This window comes from Serratia sp. A07 (assembly GCF_058725505.1).
Genome location: NZ_JBZXDO010000019.1, coordinates 64,153 through 85,423 on the forward strand (window position 1 = coordinate 64,153; position 21,271 = coordinate 85,423).

The 21,271-nt window shown below is 61.7% G+C and carries 21 protein-coding genes and 1 pseudogene; 9 read left to right on the forward strand and 13 right to left on the reverse strand.

Annotated features, from left to right (window positions below; translation table 11 throughout):
* Nucleotides 1–99: 99 nt before the first annotated feature.
* Complete coding sequence (locus AC4PR2_RS18065) at nucleotides 100–450, reverse strand: hypothetical protein (RefSeq protein ID WP_025302994.1); 351 nt, start codon at nucleotides 448–450, stop codon at nucleotides 100–102.
* 207 nt (nucleotides 451–657) lie between these two features.
* Here AC4PR2_RS18065 and mpaA point away from each other — a divergent pair, with 207 nt between their 5' ends.
* On the forward strand, nucleotides 658–1,365 hold the full coding sequence (gene mpaA, locus AC4PR2_RS18070; RefSeq protein WP_060418590.1) for a murein tripeptide amidase MpaA: 708 nt from the start codon (nucleotides 658–660) through the stop codon (nucleotides 1,363–1,365).
* 3 nt (nucleotides 1,366–1,368) lie between these two features.
* Here the strand turns inward: mpaA and ycjG are convergent, their stop codons facing one another.
* Complete coding sequence (ycjG, locus tag AC4PR2_RS18075; RefSeq protein WP_060418587.1) at nucleotides 1,369–2,343, reverse strand: L-Ala-D/L-Glu epimerase; 975 nt, start codon at nucleotides 2,341–2,343, stop codon at nucleotides 1,369–1,371.
* A gap of 225 nt (nucleotides 2,344–2,568) precedes the next feature.
* Between ycjG and tpx the strand changes: the two genes are divergently transcribed.
* Nucleotides 2,569–3,072: a thiol peroxidase gene (gene tpx / locus AC4PR2_RS18080; RefSeq protein ID WP_004930536.1), complete on the forward strand. Its 504-nt coding sequence runs from the start codon at nucleotides 2,569–2,571 to the stop codon at nucleotides 3,070–3,072.
* Nucleotides 3,073–3,129: 57 nt separating this feature from the next.
* On the opposite strand, the gene tyrR is transcribed toward tpx, so the two are convergent.
* The 7 genes from tyrR to pspA all read right to left on the reverse strand — a co-directional run bounded on the left by tyrR (nucleotide 3,130) and on the right by pspA (nucleotide 9,129).
* Complete coding sequence (gene tyrR, locus AC4PR2_RS18085; protein ID WP_038880356.1) at nucleotides 3,130–4,701, reverse strand: transcriptional regulator TyrR; 1,572 nt, start codon at nucleotides 4,699–4,701, stop codon at nucleotides 3,130–3,132.
* A 313-nt stretch (nucleotides 4,702–5,014) separates the two neighbouring features.
* Nucleotides 5,015–6,076: a YcjF family protein gene (locus tag AC4PR2_RS18090; protein WP_004930545.1), complete on the reverse strand. Its 1,062-nt coding sequence runs from the start codon at nucleotides 6,074–6,076 to the stop codon at nucleotides 5,015–5,017.
* Nucleotides 6,073–7,470, reverse strand: coding sequence for a YcjX family GTP-binding protein (locus tag AC4PR2_RS18095; protein ID WP_033632929.1), 1,398 nt, complete (start codon nucleotides 7,468–7,470; stop codon nucleotides 6,073–6,075). The genes AC4PR2_RS18090 and AC4PR2_RS18095 overlap by 4 nt, the downstream gene beginning before the upstream one ends.
* Nucleotides 7,451–7,717 (reverse strand): phage shock protein PspD, encoded by a 267-nt coding sequence (pspD, locus tag AC4PR2_RS18100; protein WP_072035771.1) that lies wholly within the window; start codon nucleotides 7,715–7,717, stop codon nucleotides 7,451–7,453. Before pspD ends, AC4PR2_RS18095 begins: the two co-directional genes overlap by 20 nt.
* A gap of 96 nt (nucleotides 7,718–7,813) precedes the next feature.
* Nucleotides 7,814–8,173 (reverse strand): envelope stress response membrane protein PspC, encoded by a 360-nt coding sequence (gene pspC, locus AC4PR2_RS18105; protein ID WP_004930552.1) that lies wholly within the window; start codon nucleotides 8,171–8,173, stop codon nucleotides 7,814–7,816.
* Nucleotides 8,173–8,400 carry an envelope stress response membrane protein PspB gene (gene pspB, locus AC4PR2_RS18110; RefSeq protein ID WP_039565931.1) on the reverse strand — a complete coding sequence of 76 codons (228 nt, stop codon included), beginning with the start codon at nucleotides 8,398–8,400 and terminating at the stop codon, nucleotides 8,173–8,175. Before pspB ends, pspC begins: the two co-directional genes overlap by 1 nt.
* Nucleotides 8,401–8,463: 63 nt before the next feature.
* On the reverse strand, nucleotides 8,464–9,129 hold the full coding sequence (gene pspA, locus AC4PR2_RS18115; protein WP_025303000.1) for a phage shock protein PspA: 666 nt from the start codon (nucleotides 9,127–9,129) through the stop codon (nucleotides 8,464–8,466).
* Nucleotides 9,130–9,313: 184 nt separating this feature from the next.
* Between pspA and pspF the strand changes: the two genes are divergently transcribed.
* Nucleotides 9,314–10,321: a phage shock protein operon transcriptional activator gene (gene pspF, locus AC4PR2_RS18120; RefSeq protein ID WP_060419675.1), complete on the forward strand. Its 1,008-nt coding sequence runs from the start codon at nucleotides 9,314–9,316 to the stop codon at nucleotides 10,319–10,321.
* A gap of 193 nt (nucleotides 10,322–10,514) precedes the next feature.
* Here the strand turns inward: pspF and zigA are convergent.
* The 3 genes and pseudogenes from zigA to folE2 form a co-directional block, all read right to left on the reverse strand.
* Nucleotides 10,515–11,702 (reverse strand): annotated as a pseudogene (gene zigA, locus AC4PR2_RS18125) (zinc metallochaperone GTPase ZigA).
* A 10-nt stretch (nucleotides 11,703–11,712) separates the two neighbouring features.
* The gene (locus AC4PR2_RS18130; RefSeq protein WP_025303003.1) at nucleotides 11,713–12,273 is read right to left on the reverse strand and encodes an LbetaH domain-containing protein; all 561 of its coding nucleotides are present in this window, start codon (nucleotides 12,271–12,273) and stop codon (nucleotides 11,713–11,715) included.
* Nucleotides 12,263–13,189, reverse strand: coding sequence for a GTP cyclohydrolase FolE2 (folE2, locus tag AC4PR2_RS18135; RefSeq protein WP_197804138.1), 927 nt, complete (start codon nucleotides 13,187–13,189; stop codon nucleotides 12,263–12,265). The genes AC4PR2_RS18130 and folE2 overlap by 11 nt, the downstream gene beginning before the upstream one ends.
* A 204-nt stretch (nucleotides 13,190–13,393) precedes the next feature.
* Here folE2 and sapA point away from each other — a divergent pair, with 204 nt between their 5' ends.
* The 6 genes from sapA (at nucleotide 13,394) to AC4PR2_RS18165 (ending at nucleotide 20,294) form a co-directional block, all read left to right on the forward strand.
* A complete protein-coding gene (gene sapA / locus AC4PR2_RS18140) occupies nucleotides 13,394–15,043 on the forward strand; it encodes an ABC transporter substrate-binding protein SapA (RefSeq protein WP_060418574.1) in 1,650 nt (549 codons plus the stop codon).
* A complete protein-coding gene (gene sapB, locus AC4PR2_RS18145; protein WP_004930575.1) occupies nucleotides 15,040–16,005 on the forward strand; it encodes a putrescine export ABC transporter permease SapB in 966 nt (321 codons plus the stop codon). The genes sapA and sapB overlap by 4 nt, the downstream gene beginning before the upstream one ends.
* Nucleotides 15,992–16,882, forward strand: a complete 891-nt coding sequence (sapC, locus tag AC4PR2_RS18150; protein WP_060418571.1) for a putrescine export ABC transporter permease SapC — start codon at nucleotides 15,992–15,994, stop codon at nucleotides 16,880–16,882. Before sapB ends, sapC begins: the two co-directional genes overlap by 14 nt.
* On the forward strand, nucleotides 16,882–17,874 hold the full coding sequence (gene sapD / locus AC4PR2_RS18155) for a putrescine export ABC transporter ATP-binding protein SapD (protein WP_019452674.1): 993 nt from the start codon (nucleotides 16,882–16,884) through the stop codon (nucleotides 17,872–17,874). The genes sapC and sapD overlap by 1 nt, the downstream gene beginning before the upstream one ends.
* A 1-nt stretch (nucleotide 17,875) precedes the next feature.
* Complete coding sequence (sapF, locus tag AC4PR2_RS18160) at nucleotides 17,876–18,688, forward strand: putrescine export ABC transporter ATP-binding protein SapF (protein WP_033648455.1); 813 nt, start codon at nucleotides 17,876–17,878, stop codon at nucleotides 18,686–18,688.
* 421 nt (nucleotides 18,689–19,109) lie between these two features.
* Nucleotides 19,110–20,294, forward strand: coding sequence for a CMD domain-containing protein (locus AC4PR2_RS18165; RefSeq protein WP_330112811.1), 1,185 nt, complete (start codon nucleotides 19,110–19,112; stop codon nucleotides 20,292–20,294).
* A 43-nt stretch (nucleotides 20,295–20,337) separates the two neighbouring features.
* Here AC4PR2_RS18165 and AC4PR2_RS18170 read toward each other — a convergent pair whose 3' ends face one another.
* Nucleotides 20,338–21,243: a LysR family transcriptional regulator gene (locus tag AC4PR2_RS18170; RefSeq protein WP_025303008.1), complete on the reverse strand. Its 906-nt coding sequence runs from the start codon at nucleotides 21,241–21,243 to the stop codon at nucleotides 20,338–20,340.
* Between the last annotated feature and the right edge of the window lie 28 nt (nucleotides 21,244–21,271).

Here is a 21,271-nt window from a genome sequence, read left to right on the forward strand (position 1 = left end):
CTAGCGCTCACGGCCGAGAAGTTGCAAAAAGTGCGATTCAGGCGATAAAAAAACCCGTGCGGCGCAGGGCGGCACGGGCGGTGTTTGCAGCAGCGACCGCTAGTCGTACAGGTGGATGCTGTTGATGCGGTAGCTGAACTCTTCGCCTTCTTCTTCATCGAACACGGTGAAAAAGCCTTTCTCGGCCAGCGGACGGGCCGAAATATCGGTTTTTTGCAGCTGGCGCGCGTCGGCGTCGTCGTAGCCGTAATCAAGGTAGAAGACATCTTTCTGGTAATCGATATGCAGGGTGAACGGATAATTCGATTCGTCCCCGCGCCCGTCGTCGTTTTTCACCACGCCGAACCACTCCCCCTGACGGATCTGGTTTTCAGCGTCCACGCCGCACAGCAGCGTGATGGTGTCATTTTCATTTTCGCTATAGCTGGCGATGATTCTGGCTACTGGCATGTTAAATCCTCTTGCGGGTGATTGGCTTAGCACTGCCGTTAGTATAACAACAGCGTCAGGCCAGGTGCGGTTTAATTGGCGTTTTCGCCGCCCCCCGCGTCACAGATCGCGCAAACGCCGCACAATTGCGATGGGAAAGATGCCTCAAAGCGTAATACACTGAATAAAATGACAATGACTCTCGGCCTTTTACTCAGGGACAACACCATGACCGAACATCGACCGCGCAGTGAACGTGGCCAGTTGGCCGTCGCAGGAGAGAACTACGGCAGCTCGCTGCTGGGCGCGCCGCTGCTCTATTTCCCGGCGGCGGTCAGCGGCCCGGAGACCGGCCTTATCATCGCCGGCACCCACGGCGATGAGAGCGCCGCCATCGTGACCCTGTCCTGCGCGCTGCGCAGCATCGCCCCCGAGCGGCTGCGGCACCACGTGGTGCTGGCGGTCAACCCCGACGGCTGCCAACTGGGGCTGCGCGCCAATGCCAACGGCGTCGATCTGAACCGCAACTTCCCGGCCGCCAACTGGCGCTCCGGCGACACCGTCTACCGCTGGAACAGCGCGGCGCCGGTGCGCGACGTCAAGCTCTCCACCGGCGGGCGCCCCGGTTCCGAACCGGAAACTCAGGCGCTGTGTCACCTGATCCATCGCCTGAAGCCGCACTGGGTGGTGTCGTTCCATGAGCCGCTGGCCTGCATCGAAGATCCCGCCAGCTCGCGGCTCGGCGTTTGGCTAGCGCACAAGTTCGAGCTGCCGCTGGTGACCAGCGTCGGTTATGAAACGCCCGGTTCGTTCGGCAGCTGGTGCGCGGATCTGTCGCTGCCGTGCATCACCGCCGAATTCCCGCCGATCTCCGCCGATGCCGCCAGCGAGCGCTACATTGACGCGATGACCGAGCTGCTGACCTACCCGAATTAATCCCTACGGGGCGATATCGACGATCGCCCCGCATTCGAACGCCAGGCCCGGTTCGACGTCCCGCGCCAGCCAGGTCGGGCCGTCCAGATCGACGAAGCGCGCCGCCGGCGCCAGCGGCAAGGCGGCGGATATCGCCCGCGACGTACACAACATGCAGCCGAGCATGATGGCGAACCCTTGTTCGCGCGCGGCCTGCGCCAGCGCCAACGCCTCGGTCAAGCCGCCGGTTTTGTCCAGTTTGATGTTGACCATCTGATAGCGCTGCGCCAGCCGAGGTAGATCGGCGCGGGTGTGGCAGCTTTCATCGGCGCAGATCGGCAGCGGATGAATAAAGTGCTCCAGCGCGGCATCGTCACCGGCCGGAAGCGGCTGCTCCAGCATCGCCACACCGAGATCGGCCAGCAGCTGGCAGCGCGCCGCCAGCCCTTCCGCCTGCCAAGATTCATTGGCGTCGACGATCAGCGTCGCCTGGGGTACCGCGGCGCGGATCGCGACCAATCGTTCGCTGATATAGTGATCGTCGAGTTTGATCTTCAGCAGCGTAGCGCCCTGCTGCTCCAGTTCACGCGCGGCGAAGGCCATCGCTTCCGGCGTGCCGATGCTGACGGTCTGCGCCATACGGATATGCGCCGGGGCCGTCACGCCGCTGAGATGCCACAGGCTCTGCCCGTGAAGGCGGCACTCGAGATCCCACAGCGCCGAATCCAGCGCGTTGCGGGCGGCGCCCGCCGGCATCTGCACCCGCAGCTGTTCGCGGGTCATGCCTTGTGCGATCGCCGGCGCCATCTCCGCCAGCTGCGCCATCACCGACTCCTCGCTTTCGCCGTAGCGCGGGTACGGCGTGCACTCACCGATGCCGCGCACGTCCTGCTGTTCGATTTCGACCACCACCACCCGGGCTTCGGTGCGGCTGCCGCGCGCAATCACGAAGGCGGTATGCAGCGGCCAGGCTTCCGGGTAAAAACGCATGTCTCTCATAACGGCTCCTGAGCGAAAACTGCGCATTCAGCCAGGCTGATGCGCCGGTGATGTTTTATAGAACAGCCTAATATATACAACTATTTAGCAAACTTTGATATCCAATCCGCCCCGGTTGTCATAAACTGGCGCCAGGGTGTGAACCTGATGTTAAATGCCGTTGCCGGTGCGCCGTTTCATCAGGTTCATACCCTTTGTATAAACACCTGTAAAAGGAATCTAGCAATGACTCAGACAGTACATTTTCAAGGCAATCCGGTCAGCGTAGCGGGCAAACTGCCACAGCAGGGCGAACAGGCCAAGGCCTTCTCACTGGTTGCCAAAGACCTGTCAGACGTAGCGCTGAGCAGCTTCGCGGGTAAACGCAAAGTCCTGAACATCTTCCCAAGCATCGATACCGGCGTCTGCGCGACTTCGGTGCGTAAATTCAACCAGCTGGCCAGCGGCCTGGATAACACCGTGGTACTGTGCATCTCCGCCGATCTGCCGTTCGCGCAGTCTCGCTTCTGCGGCGCGGAAGGCCTGAGCAACGTGGTTACTCTGTCCACCCTGCGCGGCGCCGAGTTCAAGCAGGCGTACGGCGTTGAAATCGCCGAAGGCCCGTTGGCGGGCCTGACCGCGCGTGCGGTCGTGGTGCTGGATGGCCAGGACAACGTGCTGTACAGCGAGCTGGTGAACGAAATCACCACCGAGCCGGACTACGACGCAGCGCTGGCTGCGCTGAAATAACAAAGCCGGCGAGCGCCGGCTTTGGAAACCCGTTAAAGGCGCCACAAGGCGCCTTTCTTATTCCTCGCCCTCGGCGCCACCCTTGCGGCTGCTTAGGCCATACTCGCGCAGCTTGTTGGCGATGGCGGTATGGGAAACGCCCAGGCGCTTCGCCAGCTTGCGGGTGCTGGGATAGGTGCGATACAGGCGCGTCAGCACCGAGCGCTCGAAACGTTTGCTGATGTCGTCCAGCGAGCCGTCCAGCACCTCGTCGCCCAGCGACATTTCCACCTCGAACTCCGGCAACACGATATCCTGCGGCCGCAGCTCGTAGCCTTCGGTTTGCGTCAGCGCGCGGTAGATGGCGTTTTTCAGCTGGCGCACATTGCCCGGCCAGCCGTACTTGCTGAGGAAGCCGCCCAGATCGCTCGCCAGCTTGGGCCGCGCCACACCCTGCTCATCGGCGAAGCGCGCCACGAACAGCTCGGTCAGCGGCATGATGTCCTGCGGACGCTCGCGCAGCGGCGGGATGGTGATGGTCAGCACGTTGAGGCGGTAATAGAGGTCTTCGCGGAATTCACCGCGCTGCACCAGCTCGGTGAGGTTTTTCTGGGTGGCGCAGATCACGCGCACGTCAACGTGCACCTCATGCTCTTCACCGACGCGGCGGAAGGTGCCGTCGTTGAGGAAACGCAGCAGTTTGGTCTGCATGCGCGGCGACATTTCGCCGATCTCATCCAGCAGCACCGAACCGCCATTGGCCTGCTCGAAGAAGCCTTTCTTGCCTTCCAGCGCGTTGGGATAAGCGCCCGGCGCATGGCCGAACAGCTCGCTCTCCACCACGTCATCCGGCAGTGCAGCGCAGTTCAGCGCCAGGAACGGCTGTTTGCCGCGCGGGCTGCGCAAATGGCAGGCGCGGGCCAAAATATCCTTGCCGGTACCGGTATCGCCGACGATCAGGAGCGGCGCATCGAGCATCGCCAACTTGCGCGCCTGCTCCAGCACGTGGCGCATCTTGGCGCTTACCGCGACGATGTGGTCGAATTCGGTATCGTCGTTCACCGACAGATTTTGCAGCTGGCGGCCCATGCGCGCGGTGGACTTCAGCATCACCACCGCGCCGACCGCGGCCGGCTGCTGCTGTTCGTCTTCCAGATAGATGGGCGTGATGTCCATCAGGAAGTCCTGGCTGCGAATCACCACCCGTTCGGAGTGCGGCGCCGTATGCTCGCTCTCCAGCCAGCGGCTGAAGTTATAGCCGCCGATCAGCGCCCCGGCGGTCTGGTTGCGGATCTTGTCTTCGTTCAGGCTGAACAGCGCCTGTGCCGCCGGGTTGGCCAGCTCGACCTTGCCCTTCATATCGATAGAGAACACCGGTTCCGGCATCGATTCCAGCAGCGCACGCAGCGCGCGATGCTCGCGTTCGGAAGGCATAAAGCTGACGGTGCGCACGTCGGTTACGCCGGCGATGCGGCGGATCTCCGCCATCAGCGCGCGGAAAGTATCGAAATCCAGCTGGGAGAAATTGAGGTAAATGCGGCCGATGGGATCGATCTCGATGCCACGTAAGTCAATGCTGCGCGATACCAAAAGATCGAGTAATTCTCGAGTGAGACCGAGGCGGTCTTCGCAAAATACTTCCAAACGCATCAGTGTTGGCCTTATCTCTGCAGGTGCGGGGATCGTTGACAATGATGATACTCCCTCGCACCGGGCGGTAGAAGCGATCTGTCAGCAAAAGTTGACAGAACTCTGATTTATTGCCGTGGTTGCTGATTTTAAACGCAAGCGGATAACAGCATCGGCGTCATTTTAGCCTACAAACAGAGAGTTATCACAACCAGAATTAATTTTGCAGAGATTTATCATGCACTCACAGGGGGATCGACTGTCGTCAAGTCTCGATTACGTTCGGCGTCGGCGCCGTTGAGAAAACGGCGCTCCTGAGAGCGCCGTCGTGGGGTCATTTGGCCTTGCCGTCGCTCTTTTTCAGCGTGTCTTTCAACTGGCCGATCAGCTGGCTGCGGAAATCGCCAAGCTTCGGCTTTTCCCCTTCCAGCCACGGCAGCGGGCGGCACAGTTCCATCGCCTTGATGCCCAGCCGTGCGGTCAACAACCCGGCGCCGATGCCCTGCGCCGCGCGCGCCGACAGCCGCGCCGCCAGATCCTGCGACATCCAGTCCATGCCCACTTCGCGCACCAGCTCGGAAGCGCCGGCGAAAGCGATGTTCAACAGCACCAGCCGGAACAGACGAATGCGGCTGAAGTAGCCCAGCTCGATGCCGTACAGCGCGGCGATGCGGTTGATCAAACGGATGTTGCGCCAGGCGATAAACGCCATATCCACCAGCGCCAACGGGCTGACGGCGATCATCAGCGTCGACTCGGCGGCGGAGCGGCTGATTTCGCGCCGCGCCTGGTTATCGAGCACCGGCTGCACCAGTTTGGCGTACAGCTCCACCACTTCACGATCGTTCTGCGTTTCATGCAGCGACGCCTGCCAGCGCTGTAGCGCCGGATGCCCCTGATCCAGCCCGGCCTGACGCGCCAGCTTCTCGCAGAATTCGCGCCCTTGCCCCAGCCCGTGGCTATGCAACAGCTCGCGCGCCACGTCGCGCTCTTCCGCGCGCTGGCGCAGCCGATACAAACGCCGCCACTCGGTGACCACCGAACCGACGCCGGCGAACACGATAAGGCCGCCGGCCACGCCGCCGCCCATGGCGATCCAGTCCTGCTGCACCCAGGCGGTATGCACCCACTGCACGCCCTGCGCCACCACGCTGACGCCGAACAGCGCCAGGCCGGCGGTGACCATTTTGCGCCACAGGCTGCGTTTAGGTTTCAGCGCGGCATTGATGATGCCTTCGGCGCGCCCTTCTTCCTCTTCCTGCTGCAGCTCCGGCGCCGCCGGGAAAAAGCTTTCTGCCTGTTCGGCATCGAAAGCGACGCCGGCGCGCAACGCCGGCTCCTGCGGCGGCTGCAGCGGCTCGTCAAAATCGATACGCGGTTTGATCGGCTCGCTCATCGCAATTTGTCTCCCAATAAAAACTCCATCACCGCATCCAGACGAATGTGCGGCAACGGGGTGTCCACGCTCATGGCGCGCGGACGGAACTCATCGAAGTGGAACCCCTGGCTCTGCCAGAACGCCGGCCCCGGCAGGCGGGCGGGCACTTCGCCGGGGAACACCGTCAGCGGCGCGCCGTCGCTCAGGCGGTTGCCCTTCAGCGCCGGAATGCGTTGCCCCTGATGATCGACGATGCCGCTCTCGGTCGCCTGCACCGAGGCCAGGCCGACGCAATCCATGCTGATGCCCTCGAACGCCGCGTTCTGCCACGCCTCTTGCACCAGCTGTTGCAGCAGCGACACCAGATTGGCGTGCTGATCGGCGGTGATATGGTCCGCCTTGGTGGCGGCGAACATCAGTTTGTCGATGGTCGGCGAGAACAAGCGGCGAAACAGCGTGCGCTTTCCGTAATGGAAGCTCTGCATCAGTTGGGTCAACGCCAGACGCATGTCGTTGAACGCCTGCGGGCCGCTGTTGAGCGGCTGCAGGCAGTCGACCAGCACGATTTGCCGATCGAAACGGACGAAGTGTTCTTTGTAGAAGTTTTTGACGATCGACTGGCAGTAGTAGTTGAAGCGAGCGCGCAACATGCCGATGTTGGTGTGTTTGTCGGCCTGCGCCAGCTTCGATTCGCCGATCGCGGCCACATCGGGCCATGGGAAAAACTGCAGCGCCGGCGCGCCGGCCATATCGCCCGGCAGCACGAAACGCCCCGGTTGAATGAAGTGCAGCCCTTCGCTTTTGCAGCGTAGCAGGTAATCGGTGTAGGCCTGAGCGATCGCCGCCAGGCGGTTTTCATCGGCCGGGGCCAGCGGATCGCAGGCCTTGCACAGCTCAAGCCAGGGCTTGGCCCATTCGGCGCGTTCGCCCTGCAGCAGCCCGGTCATCTGGCGCGACCAGGCCAGGTAGTCCTGCTCGAGCATCGGCAGATCCAGCAACCATTCGCCGGGATAATCGACGATCTCCAGGTACAGCGTGGAGGTGTCTTTAAAGTGGCGCAGCAGTGAGTCGTTGGAGCGATAACGCAACGCCAGACGAATTTCGCTGACGCCGCGCGTCGGCGTCGGCCAGGCCGGCGGCGTGCCGTACAGCTGCGCCAGCCCTTCGTCATAGGTGAAACGCTGGATGCCGAGATCGCGCTGCGGGATGCGTTTGACGCCCAGCAGGCGCTCTTCACGCACCGGTGAAAACAGCGGCATGCGCGCGCCGCTGTGCACATGCAACAGTTGGTTGACGAAGGCGGTGATAAAGGCGGTTTTGCCGCTGCGGCTCAGGCCGGTCACCGCCAGGCGCAGATGGCGATCCATTCCGCGGTTGACCAGCGAGGTTAACTCATTTTGCAGTCGTTTCATTGCTCTCCTTGACGTAACGCCCGAATGCCTTGTTCAGGCCTTTACGGAACAGCGGTTCCAGCACCAGCGCCAGCACGAAGCGCACCGGTTTGCGGCCGACGGTCTTCAACAGCCAGCCGGCGGCGCCCGCAGGGCCATAGTTCAATAACGCTATGATGATGACTTTAGCCAATGTCTTCAACATTGCCGCCGCTCCTCGTTTAAATCCACCCGTTTTGGCGGTGTTCGCGACATCGATTTTATTCATGACAATGCCCTCCGGCACAAGACGATTAAGGTTACATTTATGGGATAACGGCGGCGAAGGTACCCGGCCTGTGCAGGCCGGGTATCGCAAGTAGGGTTACAGCTTGCGGAAACGGCTCTGTACGCCGAAGGTATCGGACGTCACGTAGCGCTCGACCTGGCGCAGCTGCTGCTCGCCGCTGCCCAGCTCATACTCCAGCTGATCGAGCAGCTGGCGCGGCGTCTTCTGATGCTCGCCTTCGAAACGGCTGGCCGGCGCTTCATCCAACACGAACACCAGCGCGATATAGGCCACCAGCGTGAAGAAGAACAGCCCGAAGAACAGCGACAGCACCACCATCACGCGGATCAGGCGCACCGGCACGTCGAAATAGTGGGCCAAACCGGCGCAGACGCCTTTCACCATGCCTTCTTCGGGAACGCGATAAAGCTTTTTACTGCCCAGCGTCGTGCTCATCAGGACTGTCTCCAGTTCGGGTGTTCCGTATCGAGGATCTCTTCCAACGCCTGAATGCGTTCACGCATGCGTTTGGCGTCTTCCGCCAGCTGCGCCAGGCGCTGCATTTCTTGCTGACTCAGCTGGATGCCGGTCTGTTGCCGATTGCTGTAATGCAGCCAAAGCCAAATCGGCGCGACAAACAGCACGAAAATTGTCAGCGGAATGGCAAGTAATAAAGCACTCATTGTTATTCCTTCTTATCGGGTCCTGGATAGGCGGCCACCTCCGGCGTGTGGCCGCGGTTCGCCTTACTCTGAGCGGTTCATTTTGGCTTTCAGCGCCGCCAGTTGCTCACTGATGGCGTCGTCGGCCTTCAGTTCGGCAAACTCTTGGTCCAGCGACTTCTTTTTACCGATGCTGATGCTTTCCGCCTCGGCTTCCATGTGGTCGATACGGCGCTCGAACTGTTCGAAACGCGCCATCGCCTCATCCAGCTTGCCGCTGTCGAGCTGGCGGCGCACGTCACGGGAAGAAGACGCGGCCTGATGACGCAGCGCCAGCGCCTGCTGCCGCGCGCGGGTTTCGGTCAGCTTGTTTTCCAGCTCGCCAATTTCGCTCTTCATGCGCGCCAGCGTTTCTTCTACGGTCGCCACTTCCTGCGTCAGCGTGGCGATCAGATCGGCCACCTTTTGTTTTTCGATCAGCGCCGCACGGGCCAAGTCTTCTTTATCTTTGCGCAGGGCCAGTTCGGCTTTTTCCTGCCAGTCGCTTACCTGGTTTTCACCCTGCTCAATGCGACGCAGCAGCTGCTTTTTCTCCGCCAGCGCGCGCGCCGACGTAGAGCGAACTTCAACCAGCGTGTCTTCCATCTCTTGGATCATCAACCGCACCAGCTTCTGCGGATCTTCCGCCTTGTCCAGCAGGGTGTTGATGTTGGCGTTCACGATGTCGGCAAAACGAGAAAAAATACCCATAATTCACTTCCTCTTGGTTCTGATGGCGTCTGAAGCGCCGCGTTAAGTCGTACAGCTTGCCCAAAGATATAATCAAAACCCGTGCCAACTTTTATATCATTGAAAAATAACGAATATTATTTTTTGACTCTCTGCGCGCTTGCTGTAGAGTGATTATTTTCACCAAACATTGGCGAATTTCATCATGAACGAACAGCCAGAGAATTTGTTGGGCGAGGCAAACGCCTTTGTCGAAGTCTTGGAGCAAGTCTCCCAGGTCGCCAAGCTGAACAAGCCGGTGCTGGTGATCGGCGAGCGCGGCACCGGCAAGGAGCTGATCGCCCACCGTCTGCACTACCTCTCCAACCGCTGGCAAGGGCCGTTCATCTCGCTTAACTGCGCGGCGCTGAATGAAAACCTGCTGGATTCCGAGCTGTTCGGTCACGAGGCCGGCGCGTTTACCGGCGCGCAAAAGCGCCATCTGGGGCGCTTCGAGCGCGCCGACGGCGGCACGCTGTTTCTCGATGAGCTGGCGACCGCGCCGATGCTGGTGCAGGAGAAATTGCTGCGGGTGATCGAATACGGCCAGCTGGAGCGCGTGGGCGGCAGCCAGCCGCTGCGGGTGGATGTGCGCCTGGTGTGCGCCACCAACGACGATCTGCCGGCGCTGGCGGCGGCGGGCAAATTCCGCGCCGATCTGCTGGATCGGCTGGCGTTCGACGTGGTGCAGCTGCCGCCGCTGCGCCAACGGCGGCCCGATATCATGCTGCTGGCCGAGCATTTCGCCATTCAAATGTGCCGCGAGCTGGCGCTGCCGCTGTTTCCCGGCTTTACCGAGCATGCCAGGCGAACGTTGCTCGAGTATGGCTGGCCGGGCAACGTGCGCGAACTGAAAAACGTGGTGGAACGCTCGGTTTATCGCCACGGCGACAGCGACAGCCCGCTGGACGACATCGTCATCAACCCGTTTGCACCACGCGAGGCCACGCCGGTCGCGCCCGTTCCTGAAGACGCCGGCGCGTTACCGCCGCTGCCGCTGGATTTGAAACACTGGCAGCTCGAGCAGGAGAAGGCATTGATCGAAGCGGCGCTGCAGCAGGGGCGCTTCAATCAGCGCAAGGCGGCGCAGCTGCTGGGGCTCACCTATCACCAGCTGCGCGGCATGCTGAAAAAGCATGCGCTGCTGCAAAACGGCGAAGCGGACGAGGAATAACAGGCAAAAAAAAAGCCAGCACCCGAGCTGGCTTAAAAAACACTGGAAGCAATGTGAGCAATGTCGTGCCTTCCACATCAGAGCCGCAAACTGTGGCCTTCCGTGAACTGCCAGGCGATGATAATAGTTATCAGTATCGTCTGTAAAGCACTTTGTTGAGAATTTTTCTCATTACCACACGAAGATTGCGCAATTACCACTCAGGGAACGGGTCTGCCATGTCCAGCCAATAGTCCACGCCGGCGGCCATTTCATCGTCGCTCAGCAGGCAGTCGTCCAGCAAACGCACGATCGTCGCCTGCTGCAAATGCTGGCCGATAAACACCAGTTCCTAGCGCATATCGCCGAACGGCTCCACCCATTTTTCCTGAATGTGCGCCCGCGCTTCGGGATCCTGCGGCCAAATATCTTGCGGAATGGCGCGCCAAAAGGTGCCCGCGAGGCCGTAGTGGGCGATGCCCCCTGCCTGGCTCCACTGCCCGGCCTGCCGCGGCCGCGTCGCCAGCCAGAAAAAGCCTTTCGAGCGCAGCAACTTGCCGCCGCCCCAATCGCCGTTGATCACGCGGTAAAACTTGTCCGGCGCAAACGGCCGCCGCGCCTGGTAGACGAAGCTGCTGATGCCGTAGTTTTCCGTTTCCGGTACGTGTTCGCCGCGCAGCTCTTTCAGCCAGCCGGGCGCCTGCTGCGCCTTTTCAAAGCTGAAGCTGCCGGTATTCAGCACCGCCTCCAGCGGCAGTTTGCCCGGCGCGATCGGCACAATGCGGGCATCGGGGTTCAGGCTGGCCAGCAGCGCCATCACTTCGCCTTGCTGGGATGGCGTCAACAGATCGGTCTTGCTGACCAGGATCACGTCGCAGAACTCAATTTGCTCAATCAGCAGATCCGCCACGCTGCGCAGATCGTCCTCGCCCAGGCTTTGGCCGGCCTCCTGCAGGCTTTGCGCCTGCTGGTACTGCTGGATGAAATTCACCCCGTCTACCACCGTCACCAGGGTATCCAGCCGGGCGAACTGCGACAGGCTTTCGCCCTTTTCGTCCTCAAAGGTAAAGGTTTCCGCCACCGGCAGCGGCTCAGAGATGCCGCTCGATTCGATCAGCAGGTAATCGAAACGTCCGTCCTGCGCCAGCTCACGCACCGAGACCAGCAGGTCTTCGCGCAGCGTGCAGCAAATGCAGCCGTTGCTCATCTCCACCAACTTCTCTTCCTGGCGATCGAGATGCACGGCATTTTCCACCAGCGCGGCGTCGATGTTCACCTCACTCATATCGTTGACGATCACCGCCACGCGCATACCCTGCCGGTTGTTCAGGATGTGGTTCAGCACCGTGGTTTTGCCGGCGCCGAGAAAGCCGGAAAGCACGGTCACGGGAAGTTGTTTCATGGGAGCCTCATTAAAATTCATTGCGTAATGCCTGGTAACCGCGCACCAGCTCAACGTTGGTGGCGGCCACTTCTTCCGAAAACTGCAGCGCGCCGCGATCGACCTGGCGATAGCGCGACAGGTCGCTGTCCGGCCCTACGCGCTCGGTCGAGGGGATATAGCGGTTTTCAGGCAGCGTCACGCCGTCCACCACCGCGTTGTAACGCACCACGCAGCCGGACTGGATGTGGCAATTGAACAGCACGCTGTTGAAACCGATAAACACCCGATCGTCGATGCGACACGGGCCGTGGACGATGGCGCGGTGGGCGATCGAGCTGTAACGGCCAATGGTGACCGCCGCCCCGCTCTTGGAGTGGATCACCACGCCGTCCTGAATATTGGAGTGCGAGCCGATGACGATCGGCTCCATGTCGCCGGCGGCGTTCAACTCGTCGGCGCGGATCACCGCATAAGGGCCGACGTAAACGAAATCTTCGACGATCACCCGGCCGCAAATAATGGCGGTGGGATCGATGTAGGCCAGCGGCGAGACCTGCGGCAGATGGCCGCTGGGATTTTTACGCAACATGATTTTCTCCCCGCCAGCTCAACTCCGCCACCGCATTGTGGGCATGCAGGCTCTCCTGATGCTCGACGCGCAGCGAGAAAGCGCGGTAATCGCACTGGCTGCGCAGCATGCGATACAGACGGCGCGCCGCATCTTCGCAAAACATCAGGTTCTGACCGTTGGCCAGCGCGAAGGCCTGCTCGTCGCAGCGTTTCACCAGCGTTTGTACCGGCGTGCCTAGCGCGTGTTCGATGCGGTCGATCAATTTCACCGGTTCGAACGCCCGTTCATTCTCGGGCGTCACGGTGACCCAGGCCCAGCTGCGCTGGCTGTGAGGGGTGGCCGGCATTCCCTGCTCCAACAGCCACTCGCTCACCTGGCGTTGGCTGACCCGCTCCGCCGCCTGTTCAAAATCAAACTGAAACTGTTGCTGCGCCAACTGACGGCTGAGCGCCGCCGAACTCGGGCAGGTAGAGGAGTAAGGCACACCGACGGTCAGCGCCAGCGTCAGCGTGTTCCTCAGGGTCGCCTCGATGCGCAGCGGGTAAGCCTTCCAGCCGCGCTGCGGCGACAGCAACGCCGGGCGCGACAACAGCAGCTCGCCGCCGATCGCCAGTTTGGCGCGATCGCTGTGTTCCGGCTGCGAATCCAGAAAGGCCTGCAGCGTTCGGCCGATGCGCTGCGGCGTCAGCTCGCCCTGCGTCAATTCATCCAGCGCCAGATACAGGCGCGACATGTGAATACCGCGTTCGCCCGCCGCTTCGGCGCGCAGGTTGATGCCGGCGTCGACTTTGGCCATCAGTGGCTTGCCGGCCAGCTCCAGCGGCAGTGCGATCCCTTGCATCCCGACCCAATCGAGCCCGACATCACTCATTTCGCCGCGCCATGCCTGAGCGTCCGGCAGCGAACGGCGTGGTGGAAGTGCAACTTCGTTCATACATCCCCTTGCGTTATTGTGACTTTGCCGGGGAACGGTATCATGATTTTGTTATGTTATAACATATCAAATCAGATTTTTTTCACGCCGTTGGGCGGCCTGATTAATCAAGTAGCAGAAAACTCAGCGATTTTGCTCAATGGATTGGGCTGCCGGTCAGAGTGCGATACACTAACGCTATTGCTGATTAACCCATGAGCCCCTATGCGTGGTTTACCCCTTTGGATAGTGTCGTTGTGCTTTACCGGCTCCGCCTTGGCCGCGACAACACCGCCCGCGCCCGCCGCGGCGCCGCTGCCGGACATTCGCCAGAGCGGCTTTGTCTATTGCGTCAGCGGCATACTGAATACCTTTAACCCGCAAATGGCCAGCAGCGGCCTGACGGTGGATACCCTGGCCGCCCAGCTGTACGATCGCCTGCTGGATGTCGATCCCTACACCTACCGGCTGATCCCCGAGCTGGCGCAAAGCTGGGAAGTGTTGGACAACGGCGCCACCTACCGCTTCCATCTGCGCAAGGACGTGCCGTTCCAGACCACCGCCTGGTTCACGCCCACCCGCAAGATGAACGCCGACGACGTGGTGTTCAGCTTCGCGCGCGTATTTGACCAAAAACACCCGTATCACGACGTCAACGGCGGCGAATACCCCTATTTCGACAGCCTGCAGTTCGGTGATTCGGTGCAGAGCGTGAGAAAGCTCGACGACTACACGGTGGAGATCCGCCTGCAGTCGCCGGACGCCTCGTTCCTGTGGCACCTAGCGACCCACTACGCGCCGGTGCTGTCCGCTGAATACGCCGACACGCTGACGCGCGAAGGCCACCAGGAGCTGATCGACCGCGAGCCGGTCGGCAGCGGCCCGTTCCTGCTCAATGAATACCGCTCGGGGCAATATATTCGCCTGGCGCGCAACGCCGCCTACTGGAAAGGCCTGCCGCGCATGCCGCAGGTGGTGATCGATCTGGGCGCAGGCGGCACCGGCCGCCTTTCCAAGCTGCTGACCGGCGAATGCGACGTGCTGGCCTATCCGGCGGCCAGCCAGCTGTCTATCCTGCGCGACGATCCGCGCCTGCGCCTGACGCTGCGCCCGGGGATGAACATCGCCTACCTGGCGTTCAACACCCGCAAACCGCCGCTCGACAACCTCAACGTGCGCCAGGCGATCTCGCTGGCGATCAACAACCAGCGGTTGATGCAGTCGATCTATTACGGCACGGCGGAAACCGCCGCCTCAATCCTGCCGCGCGCCTCCTGGGCCTATGACAACGACGCGCACGTCACCGAGTACGATCCGGCCAAATCGCGCGAAATGCTGCGGCAGGCCGGCGTCGGCCAACTGAACCTGAAGCTGTGGGTGCCGACCGCCTCGCAATCTTACAACCCGAGCCCGCTGAAAACCGCCGAGCTGATCCAGGCCGATCTCGGCCAGGTGGGCATCAACGTCACCATCGTGCCGGTAGAGGGGCGCTTCCAGGAGGCGCGCCTGATGGAGATGAACCACGATCTGACCCTGACCGGCTGGGCCACCGACAGCAACGACCCGGACAGCTTCTTCCGGCCGCTGCTGAGCTGCGCGGCAATCCGTTCGCAAACCAACTATGCTCACTGGTGTGACCCGGGCTTCGACGAGGTGTTGCAGAACGCGCTGTTGTCGCAGCAGCTGTCTCAGCGCATCGACAACTACCGTAAGGCGCAGAAGATCCTCGAGCAGCAACTGCCGGTGCTGCCGCTGGCCTCTTCCCTGCGGCTGCAGGCCTACCGCTACGACATCAAGGGATTGGTGCTAAGCCCGTTCGGCAACGCCTCGTTCGCCGGGGTGTACCGTGAATCCGCGCCGGAGGTGAAAAAGTGATTATCTTTACCCTGCGCCGCATTCTGCTGCTGCTGATCACGCTGTTCTTCCTGACGCTGGTCAGCTTCAGCCTGAGCTATTTCACGCCGCGCGCGCCGCTGAACGGCGCCGCCCTGCTGGACGCCTATCAGTTCTACTTCGTCAGCCTGCTGCACTGGGACTTCGGCGTCTCCAGCATCAACGGCCAGGCGATCAGCGAACAGCTGCGCGAAGTGTTCCCGGCTACCATGGAACTGTGCCTGCTGGCCTTCGCCCTGGCGCTGTTTATCGGCATTCCGCTGGGCATCATCGCCGGCGTGCTGCGCGGCAAATGGCAGGACACCGCCATCAGCACCTTCGCGCTGCTGGGCTTTTCGATGCCGGTGTTCTGGCTGGCACTGCTGCTGATGCTGTTCTTCTCGCTGCACCTGGGCTGGCTGCCGGTTTCCGGCCGTTTCGACCTGCTGTATCAGGTGAAGCCGATCACCGGTTTCGCGCTGATTGACGCCTGGCTGTCGGACTCGCCATACCGCGCCGAGATGATCGGCAGCGCCCTGCGCCACATGATCCTGCCGATCGCCGCGCTGGCGGTGGCGCCCACCACCGAAGTGGTGCGCCTGATGCGCATCAGCACCGACGACGTGCTGAGCCAAAACTACATCAAGGCCGCCGCCACCCGCGGCCTGTCGCGCTTCACCATCATTCGCCGCCACGTGTTGCACAATGCGCTGCCGCCGATCGTGCCCAAGCTGGGGCTGCAGTTCTCCACCATGCTCACGCTGGCGATGATCACCGAAGTGGTGTTCAGCTGGCCGGGCCTCGGCCGGTGGCTGATCAACGCCATTCGCCAGCAGGACTATGCGGCGATCTCCGCCGGCGTCATGGTGGTCGGCACGCTGGTGATCACCATTAACGTCCTGGCCGACATTCTGGGTGCGGCAACCAACCCGCTGAAACATAAGGAATGGTATGCCCTTCGATAACGTATACCGCGAGAAAAAGATGCCGAGCCCGCTGCGCTACACCTGGCGGATTTTCTACGGCGACGCGCTGGCGATGATCGGTTTTTACGGCGTGATCGCCCTGCTGCTGCTGTCGCTGTTCGGTAGCCTGCTGGCGCCCTACGCTCTGGATCAGCAGTTCCTCGGTTATCAGCTGCTGCCGCCTTCCTGGTCACGCTACGGCAACGTGTCGTTCTTTCTCGGCACCGACGATCTCGGGCGCGACATCCTCAGCCGGCTACTGACCGGCACTGCCGCCACCTTCGGCTCGGCGCTGGCGGTGACGCTGGCTGCGGCGTTCTGCGGGGTGATCCTCGGCGTGTTCGCCGGCGTCACTCACGGGCTGCGCTCGGCGGTACTCAACCACATTCTCGATACCCTGCTGTCCATTCCCTCGCTGCTTCTGGCGATCGTGGTGGTGGCGTTTATCGGTCCCAAACTTGAACACGCCATGCTGGCGGTATGGCTCGCCTTGCTGCCGCGCATGGTGCGCACCATCTACAGCGCGGTGCACGACGAGCTGGATAAAGAATACGTGGTGGCGGCGCGGCTTGATGGCGCTTCCACGCTGCAGATCCTGTGGTACGCAGTGATGCCGAACATTGCAGCGGTGCTGGTGACCGAGTTCACCCGCGCGCTGTCGATGGCCATTTTGGATATTGCCGCGCTCGGCTTCCTCGATCTCGGCGCGCAGCTGCCTTCGCCGGAATGGGGAGCGATGCTCGGCGATTCGCTCGAGCTGGTGTACGTCGCGCCCTGGACGGTGATGCTGCCCGGCGCGGCCATCCTCGTCAGCGTGCTGCTGGTTAACCTGTTAGGCGACGGTATGCGCCGCGCAATCAATGCCGGGGTGGAATAATGCCGTTACTCGATATCCGCAATCTAACGATTGAATTTATGACCGCCGAAGGGCCGGTCAAGGCGGTCGATCGCGTCAGCATGACGCTGACCGAGGGCGAGGTGCGCGGCCTGGTGGGCGAATCGGGTTCCGGCAAGAGCCTGATCGCCAAAGCCATCTGCGGCGTAACCAAAGACAACTGGCGCGTCACCGCCGACCGTTTCCGCTTCGACGACATCGATCTGCTGCAGCTGAGCCCGCGCGAGCGGCGCAGGCTGGTGGGCCACAACGTCTCGATGATTTTCCAGGAGCCGCAGTCCTGTCTGGATCCTTCCGAAAGCATCGGCCGCCAGCTGGCGCAGGCCATTCCGGGCTGGACCTACAAGGGCCGCTGGTGGCAGCGCTTCAACTGGCGCAAACGCCGCGCCATCGAACTGCTGCACCGCGTCGGCATTAAGGATCACGACGACATCATGGGCAGCTTCCCGTACGAGCTGACCGAAGGTGAGTGCCAGAAAGTGATGATCGCCATCGCGCTGGCAAACCAGCCGCGCCTGCTGATCGCCGATGAGCCGACCAACGCCATGGAGCCAACCACCCAGGCGCAGATTTTCCGCCTGTTGGCGCGCCTCAACCAGAACAACAACACCACCATTTTGCTGATCAGCCACGATTTGCAGATGATGAGCAAGTGGGCCGACCGGGTGAACGTGCTGTACTGCGGGCAAACGGTGGAAAGCGCCCAGTGCGAAGAGCTGCTGGCGGCGCCGCACCACCCTTACACCCAGGCGCTGATCCGCGCTATGCCGGACTTCGGCCGCTCGCTGCCGCACAAGAGCCGGTTGAACACGCTGCCGGGTGCCATTCCTTCGCTGGAACACCTGCCGATCGGCTGCCGCTTGGGGCCGCGCTGCCCTTACGCACAGAAGAAGTGCATCGAAACACCACGCCTGCGCCCGGTCAAAAACCACTTCTTTGCCTGCCACTTCCCGCTGAACATGGAGGAGCAATAACATGGAAACGCTGTTGGAAGTGCGCAACCTGAGCAAAACCTACCGCTACCGCACCGGTCTGTTCCGCCGCCAGCACGTCGAGGCGGTGAAATCGGTCAGCTTTACCCTGCGCGAAGGCCAGACGCTGGCGGTAATCGGCGAGAACGGCTCCGGCAAATCCACGCTGGCGAAGATGCTCTCCGGCATGGTGGAACCGACCGCAGGCGAACTGCTGATCGACGATCATCCGCTGGAATTCGGCGATTATCGCTATCGCAGCCAGCGCATTCGCATGATTTTTCAGGATCCGAGCACCTCGCTCAATCCGCGCCAGCGCATCGGCCAGCTGCTGGACGCGCCGCTGCGGCTGAACACCAGTCTGGAACCCGCCGAGCGCGAGCAGCGCATCAACCAGACATTACGCCAGGTCGGCATGCTGCCGGATCACGCCTACTACTATCCGCACATGCTGGCTTCCGGGCAGAAACAGCGCGTCGCGCTGGCGCGTGCGCTGATCCTGCAGCCGAAAGTGATCGTCGCCGATGAGGCGCTGGCCTCGCTGGACATGTCGATGCGCTCGCAAATCATCAACCTGATGCTGGAGCTGCAGGAAAAACACGGTATTTCCTATATCTATGTCACCCAGCACCTCGGCATGATGAAGCATATCAGCGACCAGGTGCTGGTGATGCACGAAGGGGAAATCGTCGAGCGCGGCAGCACCGCCGAGGTATTGGCGGCGCCGCTGCACGAATTGACCAAGCGACTTATCGCCAGCCACTTCGGCGAGGCGCTGACCGCCGACGCCTGGCGACGTGACGGCGGGCGTTTCTGAGCCACGGCTGTACATGCAAACCCGCTGCGGCGGGTTTTTTATTGCCGCGCGTGCCTGCCGCTTAGCGAGAAAACGCACATACAAATTACATTCTTGTTATATATCCTTATATTTTATTCCTTTCAGTTATTGATTAGTCCGTAACATTATTTTATCTCGCCAGGGCGATCGGTGAGGATATCCCCTACGTTGAGCCTCTCATACGACAGGATATCGCACTGATGAACAGCCTTCGCCATCGCCGCCTCACGCAGTTTCTGCTCACGCTGGCCGCCGGTTTCTCTGTTTACGGCCACGCGCTGTGCTGCGATGAGCTGCGCTAAATCTGCCTTTCGCCCCGCCTGCGGGCATGTTGACTCTTTGTCCAGCCGCCGCTGCCGCACGCACCGGTGGCTGTTGCTCATGATTAAGGATTGACCCTATGGAACGACTCCGTCGACAACATAATGCCCAGTGGTATCACGAAACCCAAAGCAGCGTGCGGGGCGATGCGCCGCTGGAGCCGCAGGCGGCTACCCTGCGCGATCGTTTTTTGCTGGGGCTGGGCGCCTTCGCCGATGAAGCGTTAAACGCTGCGCTCGGCGCCCGCGCCGGGGTATTCAACGCCTCGCTGGCCGGTTACCACGCCCTGTTTCCCGACCAAGTGTCGCTATCACGGTACGTGACATTGTCACCCTATGATCGCCTCAGCACCGCGCTGACCGTCGCTCAGGTGACCGGCGTGCAATCGCTCTGTAGCCACTACGCCGCCCGCCTCTCCCCGCTGCACAGCCCGGACGCCTCCCGGGAAAGCAATATCCGCCTCGCCCAGATCACCCAATACGCCCGCCAGCTCGCCAGCCAGCCCACGCTGATTTGCCGCAGAGCGCTGCAGCAGCTTGGCGACGTCGGGCTGAGCCCGGCGGATATCGTCACCTTTTCGCAAATCATCGGTTTTGTCAGCTACCAAGCGCGCGTGGTGGCGGGCGTAGCGGCGTTGGCCGGCCGACCGGCGGTGGTGGTGCCCGGCTTCCCGAACGTCGAAGACGCCGATGGCGTCGCTTTCAGTGCCGAAGAGTTAAGCTGGACTGCGCGCCTGCCGCCAATCGACACGGAAGCCGCCGCCGCCGAACAGCTTGACGTGCTGGATCAGAGCCACCCGCAGGCGCGCGCCGAATCTTATTACCTGCTGCTGGCGCACGATGCCGCCGCACTGCGTGAGCGCAACGGCGTGTTTAACGGCATCAATGCCGAAGGGTACGGGTTGTCGAGCCGATTGAAAGCGCTGGCAACGCTGGCGGTCTCGCGCATCAACGGCAGCCGCTACTGCGCGGCTACGGTGGCGCATGAATTGCAGGATGACGGATTGGTACAGGCGCTGTTCGCCGGGCTGCCTCAGGGATTGGCATCTACCGAGGACACGGTCAAACGCGCGGTGATCCACACCGCCGCCGAGCTGACGCGCGCACCGGAGAAATTTACCCCGCAGAGCGTGCAGCCGTTGTTCAACAGCGGCCTGAATCAGGCACAGGCGCTGGAAGTGATCCTCACCGCCGCGCTCTACGCCTGGGAAAATCGGCTGCGCCAAACGCTGGGCGATGCCGAATCTTTCATCGCCGCCGACTGAAGACCGCTACGCGGCCTGATTACCGGCCGTGATACGCCGCGTTTTAGACATTCTGCTGACGCAGCCACTCGCTGGCGGCGTCGAAGAATTTTTGCGCCAACGGCGTGGCGCGCTCTGCCATATCGACCACCACCGCCGCATGACGCGGCATGGCGCCGATGGCCACCGGACGGCGCTGCAACGCCGGCATCAGCGGCGATTGCAGCTGGCCGCGCGGAAACAGCCCGCAGCCCAGGCCGACGAAAATCCCCTCCAGCAGTTGGAAGATCGAGGCAGTTTCCAGCCGCGTGTGCAGCGTCAACCCGGCGTCGCGGAAGTGTTGATCGAGATAGCGGCGGAAATAACGCGTCGGCTCGGCCAGGCACAGCGGCAAAGCGGCCACCGCTTCCAGCGGCAACGGCGTATCGCCCACCAGCTTCGGAAAGTGTTGCGGATGAAATACCAGCTCGACGCCGGTTTCCACCAGCGGTTGCGATTGGAAGTGCAGCTCCTTTAAGGTCGACAGCTCGAAAAAACCGATGCCGATGTCGACGGTATGCGCCGTCAGCGCCTCCAGCAGCTGATCGGCGCTCAGCACCGCCAGCCGGTAATCGAGATGCGGGTAACGCTCGCTGACCGCCTTGAGCATTTCCGATACCGAGATACTGCACTGCGGCACCACGCCAAGGCGCAGCGTGCCGTGCAAGCCGTGCTTGAGCGACTCCACCTCCAGCTTCAGCCCCTGGTAAACCGAGACGATCTCACGCGCCCACGCCAGCACCCGCTCGCCTTCGGCGGTAAAACCGCCGAAATGGTTGCCGCGGTTAATCAGCGAAACACCCAGCTCTTTTTCCAGATTTTTCAATCGCATGGATAGCGTCGGCTGGCTAACGAAGCTGGCCTCCGCCGCCCGGCCGAAGTGACGTTCTCGTTCTAAATTACACAAATAAATCAGTTGTTTAATATCCATAGCGCGGCTCAATGATCGGCATTCGCAC